Here is a 25,506-nt window from a genome sequence, read left to right as displayed (position 1 = left end):
AATCCGGTGAGCTCCGGTTCACAGGATAGGCCCTGTCTCTTTGATTTGATGCATTTTCGCGACAGGCGGTCCGCCGTTGCCGAAAATGCTCCAGAAGGAGTTGAGCCATGGAAGCGCTCAGTTTCGCCCCGCCGCCAGTCTCTGAGGAAGCCGAACGCGTCCGCGCCGAAGTGCGCGCGTTCCTGAAAACCGAACTGGCCAATCGCCCGCCTTTCAAGAAGGCGGATTCCTGGAATGGCGCCGACCCGGCCTTCAGCCGCAAGATGGGGGCCAAAGGCTGGATCGCCATGACCTGGCCGAAGCAGTACGGCGGCCATGAACGCAGCGCCCTTGAGCGCTATGTGGTGCTGGAGGAGATGCTCGCCGCCGGCGCGCCGGTCGCCGCCCACTGGATCGCCGACCGCCAGAGCGGCCCGCTGATCCTCAAGGCCGGCACGGAAGAGCAGAAGCAGTCGATCCTGCCGCGCATCGCCGCCGGCGACTGCTATTTCTGCATCGGCATGAGCGAGCCCGACACCGGCTCGGACCTCGCCTCGGTGCGCACGAAGGCGGTGAAGGCCGACGGCGGCTGGGTGGTGAACGGCACGAAAGTCTGGACCACCGGCGCCCACATCGCCCATTACATGATCCTGCTCTGCCGCACCGCCGAGCCGACCGCCAACCGGCACGAGGGCCTGACCCAGATGCTGGTGGACCTGAAGGCCACCGACGGCGTCCAGATCAACCCCATCTACGACCTGGCCGGCCAGCATCATTTCAACGAAGTGGTGTTCCGCGACGCCTTCATCCCGGACAGCGCCGTGCTCGGCAAGCCGGGCGACGGCTGGAAGCAGGTGACCAGCGAACTGGCGCTGGAGCGCAGCGGGCCGGAGCGCTTCCTGTCCTCCTTCACCCTGCTGGTGGAGCTGGTGCGCGCTTTGGGGCCTGATCCCTCGCCGGCGGCGAAGATCGCCATCGGCCGGCTGGTCGCCCACATCTACACCCTGCGCCGCCTGTCGCGCTCGGTGGCCGGCATGCTGCAACGCGGCGATGATCCGGCGATCCAGGCCGCCCTGGTCAAGGACCTCGGCGCGCTGGTGGAGCAGGAGATCCCCGAGATCGCCCGCCAGCTCATCGCCGCCGAGCCGGACACGAAATCCACCAGCGATTTCGTCGCCGTGCTGGCCCATACCGTGCTGAACGCCCCCTCGTTCTCGCTGCGCGGCGGCACCCGCGAGATCCTGCGCGGCATGATCGCCCGCGGCCTCGGCCTGCGCTAGGCGGCTTCAGGCGAAGTGGACGCCGGCTCGCCTGAAAAGGCGCGTCGGTTCAAAGACATGGCGCTGCCAGCGGACCAGCCCGCTGGCAGCGCTTTGGCCCGCAAGCCAGCGCCATTCCCAACAACTTTTCCGCATCCAGGAGATCCGCGATGCAATCGCCGCTCGACTACGCCCAGGAAGGGCCGCTCGTCATCCTCACCATGAATCTTCCCGACGTGCGCAACGCCATTTCGTCGGAAGAGATGATCACCGCTCTTGAAGACGCCTGCGAGCGCATGAACGCCGACATGAGCGTGCGCGCCGCCGTGCTCACCGGCGCCGGCACTGCCTTCTCCTCCGGCGGCAACGTCAAGAAGATGAGCGGCGCGGGCGGCCTGTCCGACAAGCTGCCGGCCCAGACCCGCCGCAACTACAAGCTGGGCATCCAGCGCATTCCGCTGGCGTTCGACAAACTGGAAGTGCCGGTGATCGCCGCCGTCAATGGCCACGCCATCGGCGCCGGCTGCGACCTCGCCTGCATGTGCGACATCCGCATCGCCGGTGAGAGCGCCAAATTCGCCGAGAGCTTCGTCAAGCTGGGCATCATTCCCGGCGATGGCGGCGCCTGGCTGCTGCCGCGCGTCGTCGGCTATTCCAAGGCCTGTGAAATGGCCCTGACCGGCGACATGGTTGACGCCGCTGAAGCGCTCGATATCGGCCTTGTTTCGAAGGTGGTGCCAGACGCCGACCTGCTGGAGGCGGCGAAGAGCCTGGCGCTGCGCATCGCCGCCAACCCGCCCCACGCCGTGCGCATGACCAAGGCGCTGATCCGCAAGGGTCAGGAAACTTCGCTGCCGGCCCTGCTCGACCTGTCGGCCGCCTATCAGGCGCTGTCGCACGCCACCGCCGACCACGACGAGGCAATTTCCGCCTTCCTGGCAAAGCGCAAGCCGACCTTCACCGGCCAGTGAATCAGGGGACGCGACGGCGAGGCCTGGCGTGCGCCCCGCCGGCGCAGCCTGAATTTCGCCGCACGCGGCGCATGTGGCCCCGGCGCAAGCCGGGGTTTTTTTGTGGGCGCCCCGGCCTGCGGCGCGCCCGCCGGGCGGCTGGCTTAAAGCAACTGTAAATACAACGTTTTACGCTTCCGTTTCAGGCCCCCCCGGCCATCGTTGCGGCTGTTGCGCTTTCGCCACTGTCCGTATCTGGCGACCGTTGTTCGGGAATATTCAACGCAATCTCGCCTTATTGGCTTGGGATCGCATGCATTCACGACGGCGCGTCGTCGCCATGGTCGCTGTTCCGCTTTCCGCGGAGAGCGGCCCAATCACAAGACGGGAAACCACATGGAGCGGCTTCCTGCGGCCCTGTCGCGGTGGCGTCGCTTCTACTGGCTTCTCCGGTTTCTGACTTTTCAATTCCGGCCATCCGCCTTCACCGGCGCGTGGCCTCCCGGGACCTGAATGACATGATGGATCGTCGACGTTTTTTGCTGGCCGCGCCGGTGTTTCTGGCTGCCTGTACGGACCGTAGCCGCCCGGAGCTCGCGGCGCCGCCGCCCGTCGACCCCTATTACGCCCGCATTTACCAGGAAATCGACGATGGCCGCTTCACGGTCGCCGCCGTTGACCTGACCCAGATCGATCCCCGCTTCCTGCGGCGCGAGGTGGATTACGACACCACCGAGCAGCCGGGCACGATCGTGGTCGATCCTGGCGCGCACTATCTCTATCTGGTCCGTCCTGGCGGCCGCGCCATCCGTTACGGCGTTGGCGTTGGCCGCGCCGGTTTCCGCTGGAACGGCCGGGCGACCGTGGCCCGCAAGGCCTCCTGGCCGGTGTGGACGCCGCCGGCAGCCATGGTCAAGCGCGACCCCAAGGCGCGGCCGTGGGCGAAGGGCATGCCGGGCGGCCCCGACAATCCGCTGGGCGCCCGGGCGCTGTACCTGTTCCAGGGCAGCCGCGACACGCTGTATCGCATCCACGGCACCAATGATCCGGGCAGCATCGGCCTGTCGCTGTCGAGCGGCTGCATCCGTCTGCTGAACCAGGACATCATCCACCTGTACAGCCAGGTTCCCGTCGGAACCAAAGTGGTGGTGAAGAAATACGACGGCCCGGTTCCCACCGGCCCGGTGGAAGATGAGGCTGTGCCGGACGCTGTGGCCGCGGCGGAAGGCTGAGCGGCCCGGCTGCCTGCCTGACCTCCTGACAGTTCCGACGCCCGGAGGACCGCCATGGTCTTCCGGGCGTTGTCGTGGGCGTCCTGGCGCTGGCGCGCGCGGCGGCCGCCCTTTTCCAGTCCTCGCTCCATGAGCAACCGCGCGCCGCGATGGCGCCCGGATTTTACCTGCCAGGGCTGCCATTTGCGCATGTTGACCAGGGCGGCGCGGGCGGGTAGGGCGGCGCCATGACCGCTTTGACGACCGCTCCATCCGCACATTCCCCCGTCGCCTCCGCCGTTTCCGCCGCCCCCGCGGGCGGGCGGGCGCTGCCGCCCGGCTTCCGGCCGCTCCGCGTCGGCACGGAGACGGACTTCCTCGCGCTCACCGGTCCCTTCGCGATGAAAATCGCCGACGGTCAGCTGCGTCTGGGATTTTATGTCCAGCCGAAGCATTGCAACGTCGCCGGCATCTGCCATGGCGGCATGCTGCTGACTTTCGCTGATATCCAGATGGCGATCGCCGGCAAGCATCAGGAGGACCTGCAGGGCTTCCACATGACCGTGTCGCTGACCTGCGACTTCCTCGGCGCCGGCAAGCTCGGCGGCTGGATGGAGGGGCGCACCGAAGTGGTGCGCAACGTCGATCGCACCCTGTTCGCCCAGTGCATCCTCACCTGCGACGGCGAGACGGTGCTGCGCGCCAGCGCCGTGTTTCGCGAAGGCGCGGCGACGCCCGAGATGGTGGAGCGCATGCGCCTCAAGTCCTGAGGACAGGAAAGCAGTTCAGGCCGGCCTGGCGGCCGCCTGCCTCGGCCGTCCAAGCTTTTCCGAGAGGAAGATGCCGCCCAGCACCAGCGCCAGGGCGGCGGCTTCGTAGACGCCGAAGCGCTCGCCAAGAATGACGACGCCCATGATCGCGCCGAACACCGGCGTGAGATTGAGGAACACCGCCGCCCGGTCGGCGCCGATCAGCTCCACCGCCCGCATGTAGAACATCTGCGAGATCAGCGAGGGGAAGATCGCGATGAACATCAGGATGCCCCAGCCGGTCGCATCGGTAGGCCATATCACGCGGCCGCTGGCGATTTCCCAGCCGAGCAGGGGGATCGAGGTGAGAAACGCCGCCGCCGCCATGCCGGCGAACAGGGTCTGGCCGCTTACCGCCGGGCGTTTGCCAAGGCCGATGGTGTAGATGGCGTAGAGCACGCAGGCGATCATGGTGAGGATGTCGCCGAAGTTCAGCCGTAACTGCTTCAGGCTGGAAAGATCGCCATGGCTGGCGGCGACGGCCACGCCCGCCATGGTCAGCGCCAGGCCCAGCAGCTGGATCCATGTCGCCCGCACGCCGAACACCAGAAAGCTGCCGACCAGAATCAGCGCCGGCAGACAACTCTGGAACAGGGTGAGATTGATGGCGCTGGTGTACGCCCCCGCCGCGTAGAACAGCGCGTTGAAGATGGTGTAGCCAATCGCCCCCAGGAACAGCACCGTCGGCCAGCTGCGCTTCAGCACCGGCCATTCGCGCGCGATGCTGCGCCGGAACAGCACAAGCACGATCGCCAGCACCACCATCCAGCGTACGCAGGTCATCAGCATGGGCGAGAGGTGCCCTGGAGCCAGCCGGCTGGCGACGGCGTTGCCAGCCCACATCAATGTGGTGAGCGCGAGCAGCACGGGGCCGTTGCCGTAAAGGCCGGAGGCCAGACGGTGAAGCGGCGACGGAGAGGGAGCGTTTGCGGGCGCTGACATGCGCCGAACGTGGCACAGTCGCGGCGCCGGCGCCATGGGCCTTTGTATGGGCGCGTCCGCGTCGCAGGCGGGCGCCGGACAGCGTGTCGCCCTTGACCTTCCGGCGCGAATGGAGCAAAGGGAGGTGCAAGACCCCGGCCTTGCGCCGGGGTTTTTTGCTGTCGGGCCTGTCGGATGGCGGCCCGTTTGACGATCGGGGATATCAGAGAGTTCGCGATGACCAATGTCGTGGTGGTGGGCGCCCAGTGGGGCGACGAGGGAAAAGGCAAGATCGTCGACTGGCTCTCGGAGCAGGCCGATGTTGTCGTGCGTTTTCAGGGCGGCCATAACGCCGGCCACACGCTGGTGATCGATGGCGTCACCTACAAGCTGGCGCTGCTGCCCTCCGGCATCGTCCGTAAGGGCAAGCTGTCGGTGATCGGCAATGGCGTCGTCGTCGACCCGTGGCACCTGGTTGAGGAAATCGCCAAGCTGACCGGTCAGGGCGTCGCCGTCACGCCGGACAATCTCAAGATCGCCGACAACGCCACGCTGATCCTGCCGCTGCACCGCCAGCTGGACGAGCTGCGCGAGAATGCCTCCGAAGGCCTGAAGATCGGCACCACCAAGCGCGGTATCGGCCCGGCCTATGAGGACAAGGTTGGCCGTCGCGCCATCCGCGTCGTTGATCTGGCCGACATCGACGCCCTGCCTGGCAAGGTGGAGCGCCTGCTGGCCCACCACAACGCCCTGCGTCGCGGGCTTGGTATCGCCGAAATCGACGGCCGCGAGCTGATCGCGTCGCTGGCGGAGATCGCGCCGAAGATTCTGCCGTTCGTCGATACGGTTTGGGCCCGCCTCGACGCCATGCGCCGCGACGGCCGCCGCATCCTGTTCGAGGGCGCCCAGGGCGCGCTGCTCGACATCGACCACGGCACCTATCCGTTCGTCACCTCCTCCAACATCGTCGCCGCCCAGGCCGCCACCGGCTCCGGCCTTGGCCCTTCGGCCATCGGCTATGTGCTGGGCATCGCCAAGGCCTACACCACCCGCGTCGGCGGCGGCCCGTTCCCGACCGAGCTGAACGATGAGATCGGCGAACTGCTCGGCGTGCGCGGCCGGGAGTTCGGCGTCAACACCGGCCGCAAGCGCCGCTGCGGCTGGTTCGACGCGGCGCTGGTGCGCCAGACCGTCCGCACCTCCGGCATCCACGGTCTTGCCCTGACCAAACTCGATATTCTCGACGGCTTCGAGACGATCCGCGTCTGCGTGGGTTATGATCTGGACGGCCGGCGAATCGATCACTTGCCCGCCGGCCAGGCCGAGCAGGCGCGGGTGATTCCGGTGTATGAAGAGATTGAGGGCTGGTCCGAATCAACCGCCGGCGCACGCAGCTGGGCGGAGCTTCCGGCCCAGGCGGTGAAGTATGTGCGCCGCATTGAAGAGCTTGTCGGCGCGCCGGTTGCGGTTCTGTCGACCAGCCCGGAGCGGGATGATACCATATTGGTGCATAATCCATTCGAAGGTTGACAACCTGACAGGCGGGAGCGATTCCAGCAGCCATGGCGGACTTTTATCCTCTGTTGGATCGGGCCATCCGCGGCCTGCCGGACAACACCCCTGAAGCGCGCAACGCTTTGTTTGCGCGCGCCAGGGATGTGCTTCTCGCCCAGTTGCGGGGCATGGACCCGCCGTTGCCAGAGGCGGACATCGCCCATGAGCTGGCCGCGCTCGATGATGTGATCGCCCGCATCGAGCGTGAGCAGGGCGCAGAGGGCAAGGGTGGGCAACCGCCAGCGTCCCCGCCCGCCGTTTCGCCGGCTCCGGCGGCGTCAGCTCCGTCCACTCCCGCCGCTTCGCAGAACCCTGCTCCGCAAGGCTCCGCGTCCCGCGCGCCTCAAGCTCCCACGCCTCAAGGCTCCGGGGTCCAGGCTTCCGGGGCCCAGGTTTCCGGGGCTCAGACCTCCGGGGCCCAGGCCGGCGGCGCTTCTTCAAACGCCGCGCCCGCCATGGGCGATTCGTCTGCGTCCGCCGCGCCGAAACCGGCGTCGCAGCTTGGCCACACCGGCATCCGTCCCGCCAATGGCGCGCCGCAGGCCAGCGCCGGAGCAGGCCGGGAGCCCGCTTCCACGGGCAGCTCAAAGGCCGGGCCATCGGGCGTCGCGCCTGACGGGGCGCCGGCGGTTGACGAGACGCGCCTGCGCCCCCCGTCGCAAAAGCCCGCCGGCAAGGGACGCCGCAACGCCCTGATTGGCGCCTTGCTGGTGGTGGCGCTGGCGGGCGTCGGTGGCGTCGCGTATTGGGCCAACAAGGTGAACCAGCCCACGCCGCAGCCAACGGAGGCGCCCGTCGCCGCCGCGCCGGACGCGGGCAATGAACAGAAGTTCGGCCAGCGGGTCGATGCGGGCCGGGCGCCGGCCGGGCAGCAGGGCGGGGCGGCCCAACAGGGCCAGACCGCCGAAGGGGTCCAGCGCGCCATCCTGTATGAGGAAACGCCGGACAATCCACAGACCCCGAAGGTTTTTCAGGGCACGGTGACCTGGCGGCTCGATTCCGAGAACCCGGGCCAGAACCAGCCGCTCGAGAACGTCGTGCGCGCCGACGTCACCATTCCGGAGGCCGGGCTTGATCTCAAGATCACCCTGCGTCGCAATACGGATGCAGCCCTGCCGGCGTCGCATCTGATGGAGCTGACGTTCAGGAAAGGCGCGACCGGTGACGGGCGGGTGATCCGCGACGTTGGCGTTCCCCAGTTCAAGACCGAGGAGAACGCCCGCGGCGTGCCGCTCGCCGGCCTGCCGGTGGCGGTGTCGGAGTCGGTGTTCCTGGTGGGGCTGTCGAACCTGCCCAACGACGTGGAGCGCAATATCGACCTGATCCGCAACCGGCCATGGATCGACCTGCCGGTGCGGTATGACAATGGTCGCCGCGCTGTTATCGCTCTGGAAAAGGGCGCGACCGGTGACCGGGTGATCGCCGAGGCTTTCAAAAGCTGGGGCGCCGCCAACTGAGCCCCGGACGGGGCGACAGGCCCATCCGGCCCTGAAAGGCTCAGGCGGCCCTGATCCGGGCCGGGTTTGAGGCATCGGCCCCGCCCGCGCGCTCGATGTGACTGGCGCCGGCGCTTCCCGCCCGCCCGGGCCATGACAGGGCGTAAAACGCGAAAAGCCCGCCTGAACCAGGCGGGCTTTTGTAATTTCAGGCGCCGGTGGCGCGGGCGCCTATCGCGTCGCCGCGCCCAACGCCGGCGCGGTCTTCCGCGCGCCAGGGGCCCGCGCGCCAGGGGCCCGCGCGCTTGGGGTCTCGATGCGCGCCAGGGCGCGCTTCACCGCTTCCTGCACCTTCTCGAACGCCCGCACCTCGATCTGGCGCACGCGCTCGCGGGAGACGCCGAATTCGCCTGAAAGCTCTTCCAGCGTGATCGGATCATCGGTGAGGCGGCGGGCCTCGAAAATCCGGCGCTCGCGTGGATTGAGCACGCCCAGCGCGTCCATCAGCGCGGCGTGGCGGTTGTCGCGCTCTTCCGCCGCCACCAGCAGGCTCTCCTGGCTGGCGCTGTCGTCAACCAGCCAGTCCTGCCATTCGCCGTCGCCCTCGCCGCCGGCGCGCAGGGGCGCGTTCAGCGAGGCGTCGCCGCCGAGGCGACGGTTCATTTCGATGACGTCCTGCTCCGGCACGCCGAGCTGGGTCGAAATGTGCGCCACGTGCTCTGGCTTCAGGTCGCCGTCTTCCAGCGCCGAGATGCGGCTCTTCGCCTTGCGCAGATTGAAGAACAGCTTCTTCTGGTTGGCCGTGGTGCCCATTTTCACCAGCGACCACGAGCGCAGGATGTACTCTTGAATCGCCGCCTTGATCCACCACATGGCGTATGTGGCGAGGCGGAAGCCCTTCTCGGGCTCGAACCGCTTCACCGCCTGCATCAGGCCGACGTTGCCCTCGGAAACAACCTCGGAGACTGGCAGGCCATAGCCACGATAGCCCATGGCGATCTTGGCCACGAGGCGCAGGTGGGAGGTGACAAGCTTGTGGGCGGCCTCACGGTCGCCGTCGTCGCGCCAGCGTTTGGCCAGGTCGAATTCTTCCTGGGGCTGCAACATGGGGAACTTGCGGATTTCGTCCAGATAGCGCGAAAGTCCGCCTTCGTTCGCGAGAACAGGCATCGATGTTGTGGCCATAGGACACTCCTTTCGCGCCCCCCTTTCTGGGCAGGCGCATGAACGGCCGCCGCGCGGGCCGACCGCAGAACGTATGGTCGCCGGCAACCATGGCTGAAACTTGGCGTCTGCGCCATTGCAGAATGTCGCTCAGCCCATGGTTCTGGAGGTCATTCGTTCTGTCCGGGCAATATATGCCTGCCCGACCGCCGTTCGTCCCTGTTTAAACTGGCGCCCGAGCCATGCAGGCGCGGTGCGCTGCCGCACCTGATCAGCGGTTTTTCCCGCCGAGATCTTCATTTCGCTGTTCAGGACGGTGCAAAAAACTTCTTCCCGGCGCGTTCCGGGCCTGTCCGCTCCGAATTTTCCAGTTTTCGTCGTGTGCTCGCGCCGGCCGGAAAAGCCGCCGTCAGGCGCCGGGTTCGTCAAGCGCGCGCAGAAGCCGTTGCAGATCTTCTGGCGGCGGCGCCTCAAACCGCATTGGCGTCGCCGTCAGCGGGTGGGCGAAGCCCAGCATTTCCGCATGCAGCGCCTGCCGGCCCAACTGTTCCAGCGCGTCGCGCGCGGCCGGCGTCAGTTTCGCCGCCCGCGACATGAACCCGGATCCATAGAGCGCATCCCCCAGAAGCGGGTGGCCCTGGGAAGCCAGGTGTACGCGGATCTGATGGGTTCGCCCCGTTTCTAGTTCACAACGCAACAGGGTGGCGACCGGTTCCCTGGCGTGGCGGGTCTGCGTCGTCCAGGATTTTAGCGTCGAGACGTGGGTGATGGCCTCGCGCCCCCGGTCCTCGCCCACCACGACGATCTTCTCCCGGTTATGCGCGCTGCGCGCCAGCGCCTTGCGGATGGTGAAGCGGGGCAGGGGGGGCGCGCCCCAGGCAAGCGCCAGGTAGGCGCGCCGCAGTGGCCCGCTGCGGCCATGATCGGCGAATTGCGCGGATAGCGCCTGATGCGCCTGATCGGTCTTGGCCACCACCATCACCCCGGAGGTGTCCTTGTCAAGCCGGTGGACAATGCCGGGCCGCCGCACGCCGCCAATGCCGGACAGGCTGTCGCCGCAATGGGCGAGCAGGGCGTTGACCAGGGTATCGTCGTGATGCCCCGCCGCTGGATGCACCACCATGCCCGCCGCCTTGTTGATGACGATGAGGGCGTCGTCCTCATAGATGATGTCGAGTGGAATGGCGCGGGCCTCTGGCCGCGCCGGCTCCGCCTCCGGGATCTGCAGGGTGATCCGCGCGCCGGCCTTCACCTTTGTCGACGGCGCCGCCACGACAACCCCGTCCACGCTGACGCCGCCCGCCCGCACCACCTGTTGCAAGCGGCTGCGCGAGAGCTCGGGAAAGGCGTCGGCCAGCAGTTTATCGAGCCGGCCGGCAGCTTCGGTGGTGAAGACGGCAGTGTCCAGAGGCGCCCCTTCCAGCGACCCGCTTTCCCCCTGGGCCCTTGCCTGCGCCGCCTTTGCTGTGGGCGTGATTTCTGCAGGCGCGATCACCCCGGGCGCGGACGTTGCGCCCCGCGCGCGCGCATCTGCCTCGTCCTGTCCTGTCACGCTGTCCACCTTGCGCCTTTGCCGAAGCAAGCCTGTTTTCTGGAAACGTCGCTGCCCCGCGAACAAAAAACCGGTTCCCGCCGGATCGCGCCGGAGTTGTACGCGATCCGGCGCGCTTTTGCCGGAAAATCTTTGGCGGACAAGGCGGAAGCCGCGCATGCCGCGACGGCCGCAACCCGCCAGAGGCCGATATCCGCAAAACTATGCACAGATAAACCCGCAAGGCCCTTGAAAGTCTCCCGGATGCTGGATATACGGCAGTCCTCCGCAGCGGCTCCCATCGTCTAGCGGTCCAGGACGTCGCCCTCTCACGGCGAAAACAGGGGTTCGAGTCCCCTTGGGAGCGCCATTGCCATGTTGGATGAATGACCTGTATGGCAGTTAGCCATTATAGATCGTCATCAGGTTAGCTGCGGTTCTGCCTGCCCCCCTGATCCTTGCTTTACGCCAACCTTCCCCCGTTTCTCGCGAGTAGCGCCCGTTCGGCCTTCCGCGTGTAAACTCTGCGTGGCCGCCGCCGGCATGGTCCCGCGCGTGTCAGGCGATGTCGTGAGTGGTCAGCCGCAAGGTCGGTGAGTTTCGTCCATTCCGTCAGTCCGTGCTTCGTATGAGAACCGCCTGTCGTATGCCGCCCTGCGGGTTGTTGGGCCGGAGAGGTCTGTCACATCAACAGCCTCGCCGGGCATTGGGGCGCCGCCGGGGCAAGGCCCCTGCCGGAGGGCAATCTGGCCGCCGCCCTGAAGAAGCGTTCTCCCGCGTCGCAAAAATAATCTCATAAAACCGACGGATTTGGAAAAATATTCCACGAAGACCATCTCCGGCAATCATCGTGTTCTCAAAACCTGGCGCGGTGTTGACCTGTTTTTGGCGTCGCTCCTAGAAGAGGGGGCTTTCCTCCAGTGACCAGGTCAACATGTCTGTCCGTTCTCTTGCCGTTGGGCTCGCGGCTGTTCTTGCCCCCTTGCTGTTTTCGCCTGTCGCCGCCGAATCCCCGAAGCCCCTGCGCATTGGCGTGCTCAACGACATGTCGGGCATCTACGCTGACATGGCGGGTCCAGGCTCGGTGATCGCCGCGCAAATGGCGGTCGAGGATTTCGGCGGCTCGGTGCTCGGCCGCAAGATCGAGATTCTCGCTGGCGACCACCAGAACAAGCCGGACGTCGGCTCGGCCGTGGCCAACCGCTGGATCGATGAGGACGGCGTCGATGTGATCGCCGATATTCCCACCTCCTCGGTGCTGCTCGCCGTGCAGGAGATTGGCCGGCGGAAGAACAGGCTGGTGCTCGCCTCCACCGGCGGCTCGTCGGATTTCACCGGCAAGTTCTGCGCGCCCACCGGCATCCACTGGACCTATGACACCTACGCCCTTGCCGTCGGCACTGGCGCGCCGCTGGCCAAGGATGGCCCCTGGTTCTTCATCACCGCCGATTACGCCTTTGGCCACGCCCTGGAGCGCGACACCTCCGACGCGGTGCGCAAGGCCGGCGGCGAGATCCTCGGCGGCGTCCGCCATCCGCAGGGCGCCAACGACTTCTCGTCCTATCTGCTGCAGGCCCAGAACTCCGGCGCCAAAATGATCGGCATCGCCAGTTCCGGCGCCGACCAGATCGCCACCATCAAGCAGGCCACCGAGTTCGGCCTGCCGCAGCGCGGCGTCAAGCTCGCCGGCCTTTACCTGCACATCACCGACATTCACGGCATCGGCCTTCAGGACGCCCAGGGGCTCATCCTGACCCAGGCGTTCTACTGGGATCTGAATGACGAGACGCGGGCCTGGTCAAAGCGTTTCTACGAGCGCCACAAGGCCATGCCGACCATGGGTCAGGCCGGCGTCTACTCCTCGATCATGCACTACCTCAACGCCGTCAAGGCGGCCGGCACGGCCGACACCCAGGCCGTGGTCGCGAAAATGAAGGCCACGCCGGTCAATGACTTCTTCGCCAAAAACGGCGTCATCCGCGCCGACGGCCGCATGGTGCACGATCTCTATGTCTTTGAGGTCAAGAAGCCGGAAGAGTCGAAGTATCCGTGGGACTACTTCAAGCTGGTCCGCACCATTCCCGGCGACCAGGCTTTTCGCCCGCTGGACGAAGGCGGTTGCCCGCTGGTCAAGAACTGATATGGGGCCGGCGCCGCCGCCGGCTTCAAATCAATGCAAAAAGGCTCCGGGGCGCAGGCTCCGGAGCTTTTTTGTTGGCGCTCGGCCGCCGCGGCGGGGCAGGCGCGGTCAGATGGCGTGCGCGTCCCGCCCAATAGGGCTCGCGCAACTTGCGTTTGAAGATATTGCCGGAATCCTCGCGCGGCAGGCTGTCGGCGAAGTTGATCTGGCGCGGAACCTTGTAGCCGGTCAGGGTCTTGCGCAGCGCGGCGCGCAGGGTGTCTTCGCGCCCGCCGGCGGCGCGACGTCGGCGAGGCCATAGGCGGCGATGATTTCCGGCGGCGTCTCCACCAGCACGAGCGTGACGCCTTCTGGAATGGCGTGGGCGAAGGGCGGCAGCAGGTCGGCGTGGATCAGCAGCACCTTCACGGCGCTGTCGCGCAGGAGATACTCCGCCTCATCCGCCGTGTAATGCCAGTTGGTATGGAATAGGCCCCGAGCATGCCAACGCCGAACGAGGCTTCGAAATAGGCCAGCCCGTTGCGCAGATACAGGGCGACGCCATCACCCTTGCGGACGCCCAGGCTCTCCAGCGCCCCGGCGGCGCGCAGGGCGCGCGCGTTGAATTCGGGGCCGCTGAGCGTGCGGTCGCCGCTTTTGATCCACCCCACATTCGTCTCCCTTGCCGCTGATTTTTATCTCAGCGCGCGGCGGCGACGCCTCCCGTCATTCCGGTTTCAGGCTGCGCGCGGACCGCCGATTTATCCAATTGGAGAAGGCGCCGTATCAAGGATGCGTCGCTGCGGGCGGCCTCACCGGGAACACGCGGGCCGGTGGCCGCGTTCCCATCCAACAGACCTGGCGCCCCCATGTGGCCGCCGCAATGACAGGGGGAGACCTGACATGACGTTCTGGAAACATCACGGCAAGGTTGTGATGAGCGATGAACAGGCCCGTGAGGGTCCGCTGGGCCGCAAGGTGCTGTATGTGCTTGTGGCGAGCCTGCTGCTCGTCGGTCTTGCCTGGGTCATTCTTGAGGCGTGGTGGGCTTACAGGGTCGTGTGACCCCGGATCTGGAGGCCCCACCGTGGCTTGCGCAGGGCCACTGAAAACGCACAGGTAACTGGCGCCGCCGCCGTGAAACGGCGTTGCGATGCCGGACAACCGGCGACATGGTGTCTGAAATCGACCCAGTCGTCGCGATTCGCTCCTGTTGCGCAAGGGAGGGGTTGGACGGCTCACCGCCGGAGCACCGATGTCCGACGTCGCCACGCCGACCCGCGCGCGATCCGTGAAATCCAGGCCGGAGTTCCGCCAGCTCTGCGAGCGCGCGGGCCTGACCGTGGCGGAAGCGGCGGAATTGCTGGCGGTTTCGGAGCGGACCATCGCCCGCTACGCTGCTGGCGACGCGCAGCCTTCGCCCTTGGCCATGCGGGTGTTGCGCGCAGCGGCCGAACGGGCCGCGCCGCAGCCGGAGCCGGCGACGTTCCGCTTCATTGATTTGTTCGCCGGCATTGGCGGTTTGCGCATCGGCTTCCAGGGCATTGGCGGCCATTGCGTTTTTACGTCCGAATGGGACGTTAACGCGCGCAAGACCTATGCCCTGAACTTTCGCGACAATCACGAACTCGCCGGCGATGTTCGCGAATACGCCGCCGACCCGGGGCGGGTTCCCGGGCATGACGTGCTGCTCGCCGGCTTTCCCTGCCAGCCGTTCTCCATCGCCGGCGTTTCCAAGAAGAACGCCCTTGGGCGCCCGCACGGCTTCCTGTGCGACACCCAGGGCACGCTGTTTTTCGACACCGCGCGCATCATCGCCCACCATCGCCCGGCGGCGTTTCTGCTGGAGAACGTCAAGAATCTTGAAAGCCACGACCGCGGGCGCACCTTCGCCACCATCATGCATGTGCTGACCGAAGAGCTTGGCTATCATGTGCAGAGCCGCGTCATCAGCGCCGCCCACTGGGTTCCACAGAAGCGTGAGCGGATTTTCATCGTCGGCTTCCGTGAGCCAACGGCGTTTGACCTGAACGCGCTGGAACTGCCGGCCGGCGGACCGAAGCTGGGCGACATCCTGCTGCCACATGCGGAGGTCGATGAGAAATATACCCTGACGCCGCGCCTGTGGGACTATCTGCGCGCCTATCGCGACAAGCACGCGGCGAAGGGCAACGGCTTTGGCTACAGCCTGTTCGGGCCGGGCGACGTCGCCCGCACCCTGTCGGCGCGCTACTACAAGGACGGTTCGGAAATCCTCATCGACCAGCCGGGCGGACGCCCACGCCGGCTGACGCCGCTGGAATGCGCCCGGCTGATGGGCTTCGACCGGGGCGAGCGCCGTTGGAAAATCGCCGTTTCCGACACCCAGGCCTACCGGCAGTTCGGCAACGCCGTGGTGGCGCCTGTGGCGGAGTTTCTGGCGGAGGCGATGCGGCCGCACATCGCGGCCGCGCTTGACCAGAGCTGATGCCCGCCCGTCTGCCTTGCTTGCGCGACGCCTGGTCGACCGGACGATCCGGTCTGGCAAAAGCGCTTCAGGCCGCCCCGTGCTGGCGGCGGATGAACCTGGCTGCGGCGGCGATGGCCTGGGCGCCCTCGTCGAGCTGGCGCCAGTAGAAGTGCCAGACGTGGAACATGTCCTTCCACAGCGACAGCTCCGTATCGACGCCGGCCGCGATCAGCCGCTGGTGGATGCGCACGGAATCACCGAACAACACCTCATGGTCGCCCACCTGGATCAGCGTCGGCGGCAGGCCCTTCAAGTCGGCGAACAGCGGCGAGGCGAGGCCCGTGAGCAGATCGGCGCCAGCGAGATAACGGCCCGAATGCCAGACGATGTCCTGCCGCGACAGGATCGGATCGACGCCGCTGAGGAATTCATAGCTGCTGCTGCTCGCCGTCATGTCCACCCAGGGACTGATGGCGACGAGGGCGCGCGGCGCCGGCAGACCCTGGTCGCGCGCCGCGATGGTCAGGGCGAAGCTGAGGCCGCCGCCGGCGGAATCGCCCATCACGGATATGGCGCGTCCGGGGTCTGACTCATGCAATTCCCGCCAGGCGGCGACGGCGTCGTCCACGGCGGCGGGAAACGGCGCCTCCGGCGCCAGCCGGTAGTCGATGGCGTAAACCACGCCCTGCAAATCCGCCGCCAGTTTCGAAATCAGGTGGCGGTGCGAGCGGATTGATCCCAGCGTGTAGCCGCCGCCATGCAGATACAGCACGGAGGGGCCATCGCCGGCCACATGGCGCTCGGCCGCCACGCCGCCCAGGGTCATGGGCGTGATCGTCACGCCTTCCGCTGGGGGGAACAGTTCGGCGAAGCGGTCGTATTTGGCGCGGTTGACCGCTTCACCGTCCGCAAGGTCCAGCGGCCGCTTGCGGAATTGCGCCACAAGCGTTGTCAGTGTCTCGCTGGCCATGCGGTTTTCCTCCGGCGTTATTGGGGCAGGGCCAGCGTTTGCGAACGTCCAGACCCTGTCCATTGGTTGATCCCGATCCGTAGCGAATGTCGCGCTTCGGCCGGGGCGGTTCTGGACAATCCCGCCATTTGGCCCGATGCGCCGGCCGCTGGCAATCGCCCGCGTGATGTTACCCCTGCCAGTCGAGGCCGATATCCAGCACCGGCGCGCTGTGGGTGAGCCAGCCAATCGAGATCAGATCGACGCCGGCGGCGGCGATGGCCGGGGCGGTGGCGGCGGTGACGCGGCCAGAAGCCTCGGTGATGGCGCGCCCGGCGGTGATGGCCACGGCCTCACGCAGCTGCTCCGGCGTCATGTTGTCGAGCAGCACCGCGTCGACGCCAAGGGCCAGCGCCTCGTGCAACTGCGCCAGGGCGTCCACCTCGACCTCCACCTTGACCATATGTCCGACGCTGGCGCGCACCCGGCGGATGGCTTCGGTGACGCCGCCGGCGATGGCGATGTGGTTGTCCTTCACCAGCACCGCGTCATCGAGGCCGAAGCGGTGATTGGAGCCGCCGCCGGCCCGCACCGCGTATTTCTCGACGGCGCGCAGGCCAGGCGTCGTCTTGCGCGTGCAGACGATCCGCGCCTTCTGCCCCGCGATGGCGCGGACGATTCCATTGGTGACGCTGGCGACGCCGCTGAGATGGCCGAGAAAGTTCAGAGCCGTGCGTTCGGCGGTGAGCATGCCGCGCGCCGGGCCACTGATCGTGGCGATGACCTGACCAGGCGCCAGCGTCGCGCCGTCGGTGACCGCGATATCGATGCGGATCGCCGGATCGATGAGCTGGAAGGCGAGCACGGCCAGATCGAGGCCGGCGAGCACGCCGTGATCGCGCGCCGTCAGCGTCATCGTCGCCTGGGCGCCGGCCGGGGCGATGGCGTCGCTGGTGATGTCGCCGGCCCGGCCCAGATCCTCCAGCAGCGCGGCGCGCACCAGCGGCTCCAGCATGACGCGCGGCAGGGGCGTGACGCGCGGCAAGGGCGTGCCGCCGGCCTCCGGCATGGCGGCGGGGGCCTCGGCGGAAAATGTGCCGGCATGCTGCGACGCGGGCGAGATGACGGTGGCTTGGGTCATGATGCAATCTTTGTGACGTAAGGGGTTGCGGCAGGCGCGGCGCTGTCCGCCAGCACGTCGGCCAGAAGAACGGGCGCGCGTCGCGGGGCGGCCGGCGCCGGGGTGGGGAAATCAGTGCGGAAATGGGCGCCGCGGCTCTCCTGGCGCGCCAGCGCCGCATGGGCGATGAGCAGCCCGACCAGCGCCGCGTCGGCGGCCGGATGGGTGGGGTTGGCGGCGAGCGGCGCGAGACGCGCCAGCGCCTGGCGAAGCCCGTCCGCGCTCCGCTCAAGGCCAACGCAGCGGCTCATCAGGGCGCGGATCGGCGCGAGGTCCGCGTTCGCAAGCCCTGTCACGTTCGCAAGACCCGGCGGGGAAAGACCCGCCGCCGCCGACCGCAGGACGGCGCTTCCGCCGGCGGCGCCGGCACAGGTTCCCTTCAGATCGCTGGCGACAAATCCGGCGCAGACCAGCGCCTCGACCAGCGAGTTGCTGGCCAGCCGGTTGGCGCCGTGCAACCCGGTGCAGGCGACTTCGCCGCAGGCCCACAGGCCAGGCAACGAGGCGCGGCCGCGCAGGTCCACGGCGACGCCGCCCATGTGGTAATGCGCCGCCGGCGTCACCGGCAGCAGGTCGCGGGCCGGGTCGAGCCCGGCCGTGGCGCACAGGGCGGTGATCGCCGGGAAACGGTAGGCAAAACCGGCGCCCGGGCTGGCGCGCGCGTCGAGGAACACCCGGCGCCCCGCCTGCTGCTGGCGCCAGATGGCGCGGGCGACCACATCGCGCGGCGCCAGTTCCGCCCCCGGCGCGCCGGTCATGAAACGGACGCCGAGGTCATTGACCAGGAGGGCGCCTTCGCCGCGCACCGCTTCGCTGACCAGCGGCGCGGGGCCAACAAACCGGCCGGCAAGCTGCCCTGGATCGAGGGCGGTGGGGTGGAACTGGACAAACTCCATGTCGGCGACCGCCGCCCCGGCGCGCGCCGCCAGGGCGACGCCGGCGCCGATGCTGGACAGCGGATTGGTTGTGCGGGCGAACAACCCGCCAAGCCCGCCGGTCGCCAGCACAACCCTGGCCGTCGCCAGCACGCCGTGGCTGGTTTCGCCGTTGACGATGTCATGCAGCGCCACGCCCGTCACGACGCCGTCGCGAGTGAGAATGTCGCGCGCGATGACCCCTTCGAGCACGGTGACATGCGCCGCCGTCCGCACGGCGGCGGCAAGGGCGCGCACCACCTCGGCGCCGCTGGAATCGCCATGGGCGTGCAGGATGCGGCGCCGGCTGTGCGCGGCTTCGAGCCCCAAAGCAATTCCAGCAAAAGTGGTTCCCACTTTTGCGCCCGGAATTGCGTCCCGCCAGGAAGGCCCTTCAATTCCAGCAAAAGTGGTTTCCACTTTTGTGTCAGAAATTGCGTCCAGGGTGGAAGGTCCCTCAGTTCCAGCAAAAGTGGCCTCCACTTTTGCGTCTGGAACCGTCTCCGTGGCGGCGGCCAGGTGGCCGCCGTCGTTCCGGTCGAACCGCGCCCCGAGGCGCAGCAGATCGGCGATGGCTTCTGGCGCGGCGCCGATGATCGCGGCGGCGGCGGCGGCGTCACAATAGCCGTCGCCGGCGGCCAGGGTGTCGGCCAGGTGCAGGGCGACGTCGTCGTCGGGGCCGATGGCGGCGGCGAGGCCGCCCTGGGCCAGAACGCTGGAGCTGGTCGCATCGCTGCCGGTCGCGTCAATGGGGCCAGGGCTGACCAGCACGCAGGGCATGGGCGCCAGTTGCAGGGCGGTCATCAGGCCGGCCGCGCCGGCGCCGACGATGACCGGCCGGTTCGCCAGGGATGCAAGGGAAGGGCGCGTGGGCATCGGCCGCCTCAGACCGCCAGCATGCGTTCGACGGGGAGGCGCGCCCGCTCCAGGATGTCGGCCGGGATGGTCACCTCATGTTCGCCCAGCTCCAGGCAGCGGCGGATATTGCCGAGGGTGATGCGCTTCATGTGCGGGCACAGGTTGCACGGGCGCACGAACTCCACGTCCGGGTGATTGACGGCGACGTTGTCGCTCATCGAGCATTCGGTGAGCAGCACGACGCGGGATGGCTTCACGTCGCCGACATAGTTCGACATGTGGGCGGTGGAGCCGGAGAAATCGGCCTCGGCCACCACCTCCGGCGGGCACTCGGGATGGGCCAGCACCACCACGCCTGGCCAGTTGCGGCGCATTTCCTGCACGTCGGCCGGCGTGAAGCGCTCGTGCACCTCGCAGTGGCCTTTCCAGGCGATGATTTTCACGGCGGTTTCGGCGGCGATGTTGCGGGCCAGGTACTCGTCCGGGATCATGATGACCTCGGGCAGGCCGAAGGATTCGACAATCTTCAGGGCGTTGCCGGAGGTGCAGCAGATGTCCGACTCCGCCTTCACCGCCGCGGAGGTGTTCACATAGGTGATGATCGGCAGACCCGGGTGGCGCTGGCGGATCAGGCGCACGTCCTCCGGGGTGATCGAATCGGCCAGCGAACAGCCGGCGCCGAGGTCAGGGATCAGCACCGTCTTGTCCGGGTTCAGCATCTTGGCCGTCTCGGCCATGAAATGCACGCCCGCCAGCACGATAACGTCGGCGTCGACGCGGGTCGCCTCGCGGGCGAGAGCCAGCGAATCACCAACGATATCGGCGACGCAATGGAAGATCTCCGGCGTCTGGTAATTGTGCGCCAGGATCACCGCGTTCCTGCGGCGCTTCAGTTCGAGGATGGCGTCGACGTCATCGGCGAAACTGGCCCATTCCATGGGCGGGATCACCCGGCGGACCCGCTCGTAGAGCGCGGCGGAAGGAACGGCTGCGCCAGCGGAGGCAAAGGCGGCTGAGGGCATTTTATATGCTCCGAATGAGTATAATTCGGATATATGCTTAAACTGAGTATAAGCGTTGTCAAGCCGTGATGATGAAGCGACGTCGGCGTCAGGAGGGCGGAGCTATGGGATAAATCATTTAATTATCAATGGTATATCGCGGGTTCATTCCGCTGTCGCAAAAACGCGCGATGAGCGTGCGCCCGCCGGCGCATCCGTGGATATGGCGCGCGGTGGTGCAGGCGTGGTGGTGCAGGCGTGGTTCAGCCGGCCGGCTTGGTTCCGGCGATGGCGCGCTCCAGCAGGACTTCCTCGCGGAAACGGAACAGCCGGGCCGGCCGGCCCACCCGCGTCGTCGACATTTCGCTGGTCTCCTCGACCAGCTCCTGCTGTTCGACAAGGCGGCGGAAATTCTGCTTGTGGGTGCGGCGTCCCGCCAGCGCTTCCACCGCCTTTTGCAGGTCAAGCAGCGTGAAGGTTTCCGGCATCAGCTCGAACACCACGGGACGATATCTGATCTTGCCGCGCAGCCGCGCCACGCCAGTGGCGAGAATGCGCCGGTGGTCGCCGGTCATGGCGTGGCCTGGCGCGACCACCGCCGGGCGCTCCGCCTCCGGGACATGGCGCAGCGACTCCGGCGTCAGGCGCGCCTCGTGCAGCAACTCATAGCGCTGCAACACCATCTCGTCGTGCCACGTCGCGCCGTCGAGGCCGAAGGCGGTGGCGACGCGGCGGCGGCGCTGCGCGCGCATCACGGTCGAGGGCGCGGCGGCGGCCCATTGCATGAGGGCGGGGGCAAGAATCTCGCGCACCACCGCGGGCTGTCCGTCCCGCCAGTCCTCCCATGGAAAGCAGGCGTACCAGCCGAGCCAGGTTCCCTCCGCCTGCGCCCGCCGCTCCGCCTGCTCCCGGGTCAGGGCGAGGTAGCTGATCGACATGACGCGCTGGCCATCGGCGCCCGTGCGGTCGCGATCGGCGAAGGTGTAAAGCTGCTCCACATAGCCGAGGGGGTGATGGGTCTGGCGCTCCACCCAGTCGCGCAGGCCGGTCTGCAATGAACGCGCGTCGGAGCCGAACGGGCCGGCCGGCAGGCTGGCGCCATTGTCGAGCGTCAGCACGCGCGGCTCGTCATGACTGACGGCGACCACCACCGCCACCAGATCGACGAGCACATTGCGTTCGGCCAGATCGCCGGGGCGGGCGCTGTCGGGCGCGGGCGGGGCGGCGGCGGGCAAGGGGGCCGCCGGCAGGGGGGCGGCGGGCGCATCGGGGGCTTGAGCGCTGGTCCGTTGGGCCTTGCGATGGGTCATGAGCGCGACGGCGGCCTCGCGGGTCGTTCCTGTCCGGGGTGATTATAGCCGTTGGCGCGAAAGCGCGCGCGCGTCAATCCCAGGCGGCAGGCGGGGCCATTCCTTGCCTCGCCCGCGGGCTGGCGCATCCGTGCGCCAGAGGCGTTCCGTTACGGCGCGGCGCCAATCACTCGGCCACGGCGGCGATCGCCGTCGCGGCGGCCCGGCCGCCCTTCATCATGTTGCCAGCCACCGAAAGCTGGAGGGAAACCGAAGCGACCACCAGGACCATGACGCCTGCCGCCAGCATGAGGTCGCGTAAACGCATGCCGGTCATGTTGTATCTCCTTCTCACCGTCCCCTGTTTTTTTAAGTTTGCGGCAATCCAGCCTAACCAAAAGTGAACCGCCAGACATCCGGGGCCAAATTGTTTTACCTGTAACAATAGGTCGTACGCCCGTTGGCTACGGTTCAACGCAATGGCCAGCAAATGGCGGGATGGTCGATAAAAACGGACAGGCCCCCGTAAAACGGAGGCCTGCCATCTGGTCCGGGCGATTGGCGAACGCCGGTCAGAACGCGTCGATATAGGCCCGCTTGCCGCCGGCCGGGGTCTTGCGCGGCGGGGCTGAGGCAAGACCGCGCAGGATCCATGTGCGCGTCTCGGCCGGATCGATGACATTGTCGATCTCCAGCACCGAGGCGATGGAGGTCGCCTTGCCTTCCTCGTACTTCTTCGCGACCATCTTCTCGTAATAGGCCTGGCGCTCGGCCGGGTCCTCGATGGCTTCCATTTCCTTGCGGAAGCCAAGGCGCACGTAGCCCTCCAGGCCCATGCCGCCGAACTCGCCGGTTGGCCAGGCGATGGTGAAGAACGGCGCCTGGAAGCCGCCCGCCGCCATGCCCTGGGCGCCGAGGCCGTAGCCCTTGCGCAGCACCACCGTGAACACCGGCACGCTGGCGTTGGCGCCGGCGAGGAACATGCGCGAGACGTGACGCACCACGCCGGTCTTCTCCGCCTCCGGCCCCACCATGAAGCCGGGGGTGTCGCACAGGGAGATCACCGGCAGGTCGAAGGCGTCGCACAGCTGGATGAACCGCGCCGCCTTGTCGCCGGCCGGGGCGTCGATGGCGCCGCCGAGGTGCTTGGGGTTGTTGGCGATGAGGCCGAACGGCTTGCCCTCGATGCGCACGAAGGCGGTGATGATGCCGACGCCGAACTCCGGCCGCAGCTCCAGCACGGAGCCCTTGTCGGCCATCAGGCGGATGACGTCGCGCACTTCATAGACGCGCAGGCGGTTTTCCGGGATGACCCGGCGCAGCAGGCGCTGGTCTTCCGCCTCCCACTCGCTGATCTCGCCCTGGAAGTAGGAGAGGTATTTTTTCGCGACCTCGGTCGCCTCGATCTCGTCCTCCACCAGCACGTCGATGACGCCGTTGGGAACCTGCACCGACACTGGGCCGACCTCCGCCGGGTGATAGACGCCGAGGCCGCCGCCCTCGATCATCGCCGGTCCGCCCATGCCGATGGACGAATTTTTCGTGGCGATGATGACGTCGCAGCAGCCGAGCAGCGCGGCGTTGCCGGCGAAGCAATAGCCCGAAACGACGCCAACCACCGGCACCTGACCGGAGAGGCGGGCGAACTCCACGAAGCTGGTGGTGTCGAGCCCGGTCAGGCCGCCGCTGTCGGTGTCGCCGGGACGGCCGCCGCCGCCTTCCGCATACAGCACCAGCGGCAGCGACCATTGCTGGGCCAGGTGCATGGCCCGGTCGAGCTTCTTGTGGTTGCGCTTGCCCTGGGTGCCGGCCAGCACGGTGTAATCGTAGGACACCACCATGGCGCGGGCGACGTCGGCGCCAAAGTGCCGGCCGTTGATCGAGGCGGTGCCGACGATCAGGCCGTCAGCCGGGGTGTTGATGATCAGATCGTCCAGCGAGCGGCGGCGCGACTGGGCGGCGATGGCGAGGCCGCCGTATTCCATGAACGTGCCGGCGTCGACCAGTTGCGCGATGTTCTCCCGCGCCGTGCGCTGGTTGGTCTTGCGGCGGCGTTCGACCGACTGCGGCCGGTTTTCATCGAGCAGATTGCCCTGGCGCTCCAGCACATGGGCGAGGTCAGCGCGGATGTGATCGAGGTCGATGGCCTCGTCCGCCTGGGCGTCGGCGCCCCCCACCTCCTGCGGCTCGATATGCAGCACCGGTTCGCCGGCCATCAGCGTTTCGCCGGACGCGGTCGCGATGGCGCGCACCACGCCGCCATGGGCGGCGGCGATCAGGTGCTCCATCTTCATCGCTTCCAGCACGGCGACCTGCTGGCCAGGTCGCACCAGATCGCCAACCGCCACGTCGATCGAGACGATGGTGCCCTGCATGGGCGCGGCGGTGGGCTGCGTGCCCTCCGGCGCCTTTGTTTCGGTTCTGGCGGCCGCGTCGGCGGTTTCGGTCTTCGCCGCGAAGAACAGGTCGCGGTGCTGGTCGGCGCTGGCGCCAGCGACCAGCCCGGCGACATTCTCCTCCAGGAACTTCGTCGTCACCTCATTGCGCTGCACGGCGGCGTTGCACAGCAGCGCCTTCAGGAACGGCAGGTTGGTGCCGACGCCCTCGATGCGGAACTCGCGCGCCGCCCGGTAGGCCTTGGCGACCGCCGCCGCGTAATCTGGCGCATTGCTGTGTACGATCAGCTTGGCGAGCAGCGAGTCGAAGGCCGAACTGGTGCGGTAACCGGCGTAGCCGAAGGTGTCGACGCGCACGCCGGGGCCGGAGGGCGGCTCGAACACCGCCAGCGTTCCGCCCTGGGGCTTGACGTTCCCCCTGGCGTCGATGGCCTCCATGTTGACGCGCAACTGGATGGCGTAGCCGCGCGGCGCCGGGATCTGCGTTTGCAGCAGGCCCAGGTCCGCCAGCGTGGCGCCGCCGGCCACCCGCAGCTGCGCCTGCACCAGGTCAACGCCCAGCACTTCTTCCGTGACCGTGTGCTCCACCTGCAGGCGCGGATTGGCCTCGATGAAGGCAAAGAACGGCTCGCCCTGGCCAGATGCGCCGGGCGTGGCGTCGAGCAGGAATTCAAAGGTGCCGAGATTGTCGTATTTCGCCGCCGCCGCCAGCTCGCGGGCGGCCAGGGTGATGCGTTCGCGCAGATCCGGCGTCAGCGCCGGGCTGGGGGCGATCTCGATCACCTTCTGGTTGCGGCGCTGGATGGTGCATTCGCGCTCATACAGGTGCGAGATGTTGCCGGCGCGGTCGCCGATGATCTGCACCTCGATATGGCGGGCGTTGCGCATCAGCCGCTCGACATAGACCGCGCCGTCGCCGAACGCCGCCGTGGCTTCTGACTGGCAGCGCGCGTAGGCTTCCGCCAGATCGGCGCGCGCCGTCACCGGCCGCATGCCGCGACCGCCGCCGCCGGCGACCGCCTTGATCATCACCGCCGCCCCATCGCCGAGGCTGTCGAAGAAGGCGGTGGTTTCCTCCAGCGTCGTCGGGCCGGACGTGCCCGGAATCACCGGCACGCCGACCTTTTTGGCCAGTTCGCGCGCGGCGGTCTTGTCGCCGAACAGGCCAAGCCCGCCCACCGACGGGCCAACAAAGACAATGCCATTGTCGGCGCAGGCCTTCGCCAGATCGACGTTTTCGGACAGGAAGCCGTAACCGGGGTGCAGGCCGTCGCAATTGGCCGCTTTCGCCGCCGCGATCACCGCGTTGACGTCGAGATAGGCGCGGGCGCCGCGCCCCTCCAGCGCCACCGCCTCGTCGGCCTTGCGCACGTGCAGGGCGCTTTCCTCATCGGTGGAATAGATGGCGACCGTATGCACGCCCAGTTCACTGGCGGCGCGGGCGATGCGGATGGCGATTTCGCCACGATTGGCGATCAGCAGGCGGGAGATCATGACATATCCGTTTGGCTGGCGATGGCGCGACGGCGGGCGCGGC

General features: G+C 67.6%; 21 protein-coding genes and 1 tRNA gene. 10 read left to right on the top strand and 12 right to left on the bottom strand.

Annotated elements, in window-relative coordinates:
- Nucleotides 1-107 precede the first annotated feature (107 nt).
- The 4 genes from EV666_RS12560 (at nucleotide 108) to EV666_RS12545 (ending at nucleotide 4,169) form a co-directional block, all read left to right on the top strand.
- The gene (locus EV666_RS12560) at nucleotides 108-1,259 is read left to right on the top strand and encodes an acyl-CoA dehydrogenase family protein (RefSeq protein ID WP_132008419.1); all 1,152 of its coding nucleotides are present in this window, start codon (nucleotides 108-110) and stop codon (nucleotides 1,257-1,259) included.
- Nucleotides 1,260-1,408: 149 nt separating this feature from the next.
- Entirely contained in the window at nucleotides 1,409-2,209 is an 801-nt protein-coding gene (locus EV666_RS12555; RefSeq protein WP_132008416.1) for a crotonase/enoyl-CoA hydratase family protein, read from the top strand.
- Between the two features lie 497 nt (nucleotides 2,210-2,706).
- Nucleotides 2,707-3,420 (top strand): L,D-transpeptidase, encoded by a 714-nt coding sequence (locus EV666_RS12550; protein WP_132008413.1) that lies wholly within the window; start codon nucleotides 2,707-2,709, stop codon nucleotides 3,418-3,420.
- Between the two features lie 227 nt (nucleotides 3,421-3,647).
- Nucleotides 3,648-4,169 (top strand): PaaI family thioesterase, encoded by a 522-nt coding sequence (locus tag EV666_RS12545; protein WP_132008410.1) that lies wholly within the window; start codon nucleotides 3,648-3,650, stop codon nucleotides 4,167-4,169.
- A 15-nt stretch (nucleotides 4,170-4,184) separates the two neighbouring features.
- Here the strand turns inward: EV666_RS12545 and EV666_RS12540 are convergent, their stop codons facing one another.
- A complete protein-coding gene (locus EV666_RS12540) occupies nucleotides 4,185-5,150 on the bottom strand; it encodes a DMT family transporter (RefSeq protein ID WP_132008407.1) in 966 nt (321 codons plus the stop codon).
- 216 nt (nucleotides 5,151-5,366) lie between these two features.
- Here EV666_RS12540 and EV666_RS12535 point away from each other — a divergent pair, with 216 nt between their 5' ends.
- The gene (locus EV666_RS12535) at nucleotides 5,367-6,659 is read left to right on the top strand and encodes an adenylosuccinate synthase (RefSeq protein WP_132008404.1); all 1,293 of its coding nucleotides are present in this window, start codon (nucleotides 5,367-5,369) and stop codon (nucleotides 6,657-6,659) included.
- A 53-nt stretch (nucleotides 6,660-6,712) separates the two neighbouring features.
- The gene (locus EV666_RS12530) at nucleotides 6,713-8,140 is read left to right on the top strand and encodes a hypothetical protein (RefSeq protein WP_132008401.1); all 1,428 of its coding nucleotides are present in this window, start codon (nucleotides 6,713-6,715) and stop codon (nucleotides 8,138-8,140) included.
- A gap of 210 nt (nucleotides 8,141-8,350) precedes the next feature.
- Here the strand turns inward: EV666_RS12530 and rpoH are convergent, their stop codons facing one another.
- Together rpoH and EV666_RS12520 are read right to left on the bottom strand one after the other, a co-directional pair.
- Nucleotides 8,351-9,304, bottom strand: a complete 954-nt coding sequence (rpoH, locus tag EV666_RS12525) for an RNA polymerase sigma factor RpoH (RefSeq protein WP_132008398.1) — start codon at nucleotides 9,302-9,304, stop codon at nucleotides 8,351-8,353.
- Nucleotides 9,305-9,692: 388 nt separating this feature from the next.
- Nucleotides 9,693-10,706: an RluA family pseudouridine synthase gene (locus EV666_RS12520; protein WP_245514409.1), complete on the bottom strand. Its 1,014-nt coding sequence runs from the start codon at nucleotides 10,704-10,706 to the stop codon at nucleotides 9,693-9,695.
- 402 nt (nucleotides 10,707-11,108) lie between these two features.
- On the opposite strand from EV666_RS12520, the gene EV666_RS12515 reads away from it, so the two are divergent.
- A tRNA-Glu gene (locus EV666_RS12515) sits at nucleotides 11,109-11,184 on the top strand.
- Between the two features lie 564 nt (nucleotides 11,185-11,748).
- Nucleotides 11,749-12,954: an ABC transporter substrate-binding protein gene (locus EV666_RS12510; RefSeq protein WP_132008392.1), complete on the top strand. Its 1,206-nt coding sequence runs from the start codon at nucleotides 11,749-11,751 to the stop codon at nucleotides 12,952-12,954.
- Nucleotides 12,955-13,182: 228 nt separating this feature from the next.
- Here the strand turns inward: EV666_RS12510 and EV666_RS12505 are convergent, their stop codons facing one another.
- Both EV666_RS12505 and EV666_RS12500 read right to left on the bottom strand, forming a co-directional pair.
- Nucleotides 13,183-13,362 carry a hypothetical protein gene (locus EV666_RS12505; protein WP_132008389.1) on the bottom strand — a complete coding sequence of 60 codons (180 nt, stop codon included), beginning with the start codon at nucleotides 13,360-13,362 and terminating at the stop codon, nucleotides 13,183-13,185.
- A complete protein-coding gene (locus tag EV666_RS12500; RefSeq protein WP_132008386.1) occupies nucleotides 13,359-13,604 on the bottom strand; it encodes an AMP-binding protein in 246 nt (81 codons plus the stop codon). The genes EV666_RS12505 and EV666_RS12500 overlap by 4 nt, the downstream gene beginning before the upstream one ends.
- A 232-nt stretch (nucleotides 13,605-13,836) precedes the next feature.
- On the opposite strand from EV666_RS12500, the gene EV666_RS18260 reads away from it, so the two are divergent.
- Together EV666_RS18260 and dcm are read left to right on the top strand one after the other, a co-directional pair.
- Nucleotides 13,837-13,998 carry a hypothetical protein gene (locus EV666_RS18260; RefSeq protein ID WP_165910008.1) on the top strand — a complete coding sequence of 54 codons (162 nt, stop codon included), beginning with the start codon at nucleotides 13,837-13,839 and terminating at the stop codon, nucleotides 13,996-13,998.
- A 190-nt stretch (nucleotides 13,999-14,188) separates the two neighbouring features.
- Nucleotides 14,189-15,400, top strand: a complete 1,212-nt coding sequence (gene dcm, locus EV666_RS12495) for a DNA (cytosine-5-)-methyltransferase (RefSeq protein ID WP_132008383.1) — start codon at nucleotides 14,189-14,191, stop codon at nucleotides 15,398-15,400.
- A gap of 67 nt (nucleotides 15,401-15,467) precedes the next feature.
- Here dcm and EV666_RS12490 read toward each other — a convergent pair whose 3' ends face one another.
- The 7 genes from EV666_RS12490 to EV666_RS12465 form a co-directional block, all read right to left on the bottom strand.
- The gene (locus EV666_RS12490) at nucleotides 15,468-16,352 is read right to left on the bottom strand and encodes an alpha/beta hydrolase (protein ID WP_165910007.1); all 885 of its coding nucleotides are present in this window, start codon (nucleotides 16,350-16,352) and stop codon (nucleotides 15,468-15,470) included.
- Between the two features lie 169 nt (nucleotides 16,353-16,521).
- A complete protein-coding gene (gene nadC / locus EV666_RS12485) occupies nucleotides 16,522-17,400 on the bottom strand; it encodes a carboxylating nicotinate-nucleotide diphosphorylase (protein ID WP_132008699.1) in 879 nt (292 codons plus the stop codon).
- Between the two features lie 68 nt (nucleotides 17,401-17,468).
- Nucleotides 17,469-19,301: an FAD-binding protein gene (locus EV666_RS12480; protein WP_132008377.1), complete on the bottom strand. Its 1,833-nt coding sequence runs from the start codon at nucleotides 19,299-19,301 to the stop codon at nucleotides 17,469-17,471.
- 8 nt (nucleotides 19,302-19,309) lie between these two features.
- Nucleotides 19,310-20,305, bottom strand: coding sequence for a quinolinate synthase NadA (gene nadA / locus EV666_RS12475; RefSeq protein ID WP_132008374.1), 996 nt, complete (start codon nucleotides 20,303-20,305; stop codon nucleotides 19,310-19,312).
- A gap of 242 nt (nucleotides 20,306-20,547) precedes the next feature.
- Nucleotides 20,548-21,594 carry an NUDIX hydrolase gene (locus EV666_RS12470; protein WP_245514396.1) on the bottom strand — a complete coding sequence of 349 codons (1,047 nt, stop codon included), beginning with the start codon at nucleotides 21,592-21,594 and terminating at the stop codon, nucleotides 20,548-20,550.
- Nucleotides 21,595-21,760: 166 nt separating this feature from the next.
- Nucleotides 21,761-21,910 carry a hypothetical protein gene (locus EV666_RS18255; protein WP_165910006.1) on the bottom strand — a complete coding sequence of 50 codons (150 nt, stop codon included), beginning with the start codon at nucleotides 21,908-21,910 and terminating at the stop codon, nucleotides 21,761-21,763.
- Nucleotides 21,911-22,145: 235 nt separating this feature from the next.
- The gene (locus EV666_RS12465; RefSeq protein ID WP_132008371.1) at nucleotides 22,146-25,463 is read right to left on the bottom strand and encodes a carboxyl transferase domain-containing protein; all 3,318 of its coding nucleotides are present in this window, start codon (nucleotides 25,461-25,463) and stop codon (nucleotides 22,146-22,148) included.
- Between the last annotated feature and the right edge of the window lie 43 nt (nucleotides 25,464-25,506).

The organism is Camelimonas lactis (assembly GCF_004342915.1).
Classification (GTDB): Bacteria; Pseudomonadota; Alphaproteobacteria; order Rhizobiales; family Beijerinckiaceae; genus Camelimonas; species Camelimonas lactis.
This window is presented reverse-complemented; position numbering and strand designations above follow the sequence as displayed.

Bases quoted from the DNA above. Each gene is read 5' to 3' on its own strand.
- EV666_RS12550 (WP_132008413.1), top strand. From the start codon at position 2,707: ATGATGGATCGTCGACGTTTTTTGCTGGCCGCGCCGGTGTTTCTGGCT.
- EV666_RS12465 (WP_132008371.1), bottom strand. From the start codon at position 25,463: ATGATCTCCCGCCTGCTGATCGCCAATCGTGGCGAAATCGCCATCCGC.
- EV666_RS18260 (WP_165910008.1), top strand. From the start codon at position 13,837: ATGACGTTCTGGAAACATCACGGCAAGGTTGTGATGAGCGATGAACAG.
- EV666_RS12490 (WP_165910007.1), bottom strand. From the start codon at position 16,352: ATGGCCAGCGAGACACTGACAACGCTTGTGGCGCAATTCCGCAAGCGG.
- EV666_RS12480 (WP_132008377.1), bottom strand. From the start codon at position 19,301: ATGCCCACGCGCCCTTCCCTTGCATCCCTGGCGAACCGGCCGGTCATC.
- EV666_RS12540 (WP_132008407.1), bottom strand. From the start codon at position 5,150: ATGTCAGCGCCCGCAAACGCTCCCTCTCCGTCGCCGCTTCACCGTCTG.
- nadC (WP_132008699.1), bottom strand. From the start codon at position 17,400: ATGCCGGAGGCCGGCGGCACGCCCTTGCCGCGCGTCACGCCCCTGCCG.
- EV666_RS12545 (WP_132008410.1), top strand. From the start codon at position 3,648: ATGACCGCTTTGACGACCGCTCCATCCGCACATTCCCCCGTCGCCTCC.
- rpoH (WP_132008398.1), bottom strand. From the start codon at position 9,304: ATGGCCACAACATCGATGCCTGTTCTCGCGAACGAAGGCGGACTTTCG.
- EV666_RS12470 (WP_245514396.1), bottom strand. From the start codon at position 21,594: ATGACCCATCGCAAGGCCCAACGGACCAGCGCTCAAGCCCCCGATGCG.
- EV666_RS12510 (WP_132008392.1), top strand. From the start codon at position 11,749: ATGTCTGTCCGTTCTCTTGCCGTTGGGCTCGCGGCTGTTCTTGCCCCC.
- EV666_RS12555 (WP_132008416.1), top strand. From the start codon at position 1,409: ATGCAATCGCCGCTCGACTACGCCCAGGAAGGGCCGCTCGTCATCCTC.
- EV666_RS18255 (WP_165910006.1), bottom strand. From the start codon at position 21,910: ATGACCGGCATGCGTTTACGCGACCTCATGCTGGCGGCAGGCGTCATG.
- nadA (WP_132008374.1), bottom strand. From the start codon at position 20,305: ATGCCCTCAGCCGCCTTTGCCTCCGCTGGCGCAGCCGTTCCTTCCGCC.
- dcm (WP_132008383.1), top strand. From the start codon at position 14,189: ATGTCCGACGTCGCCACGCCGACCCGCGCGCGATCCGTGAAATCCAGG.
- EV666_RS12560 (WP_132008419.1), top strand. From the start codon at position 108: ATGGAAGCGCTCAGTTTCGCCCCGCCGCCAGTCTCTGAGGAAGCCGAA.
- EV666_RS12535 (WP_132008404.1), top strand. From the start codon at position 5,367: ATGACCAATGTCGTGGTGGTGGGCGCCCAGTGGGGCGACGAGGGAAAA.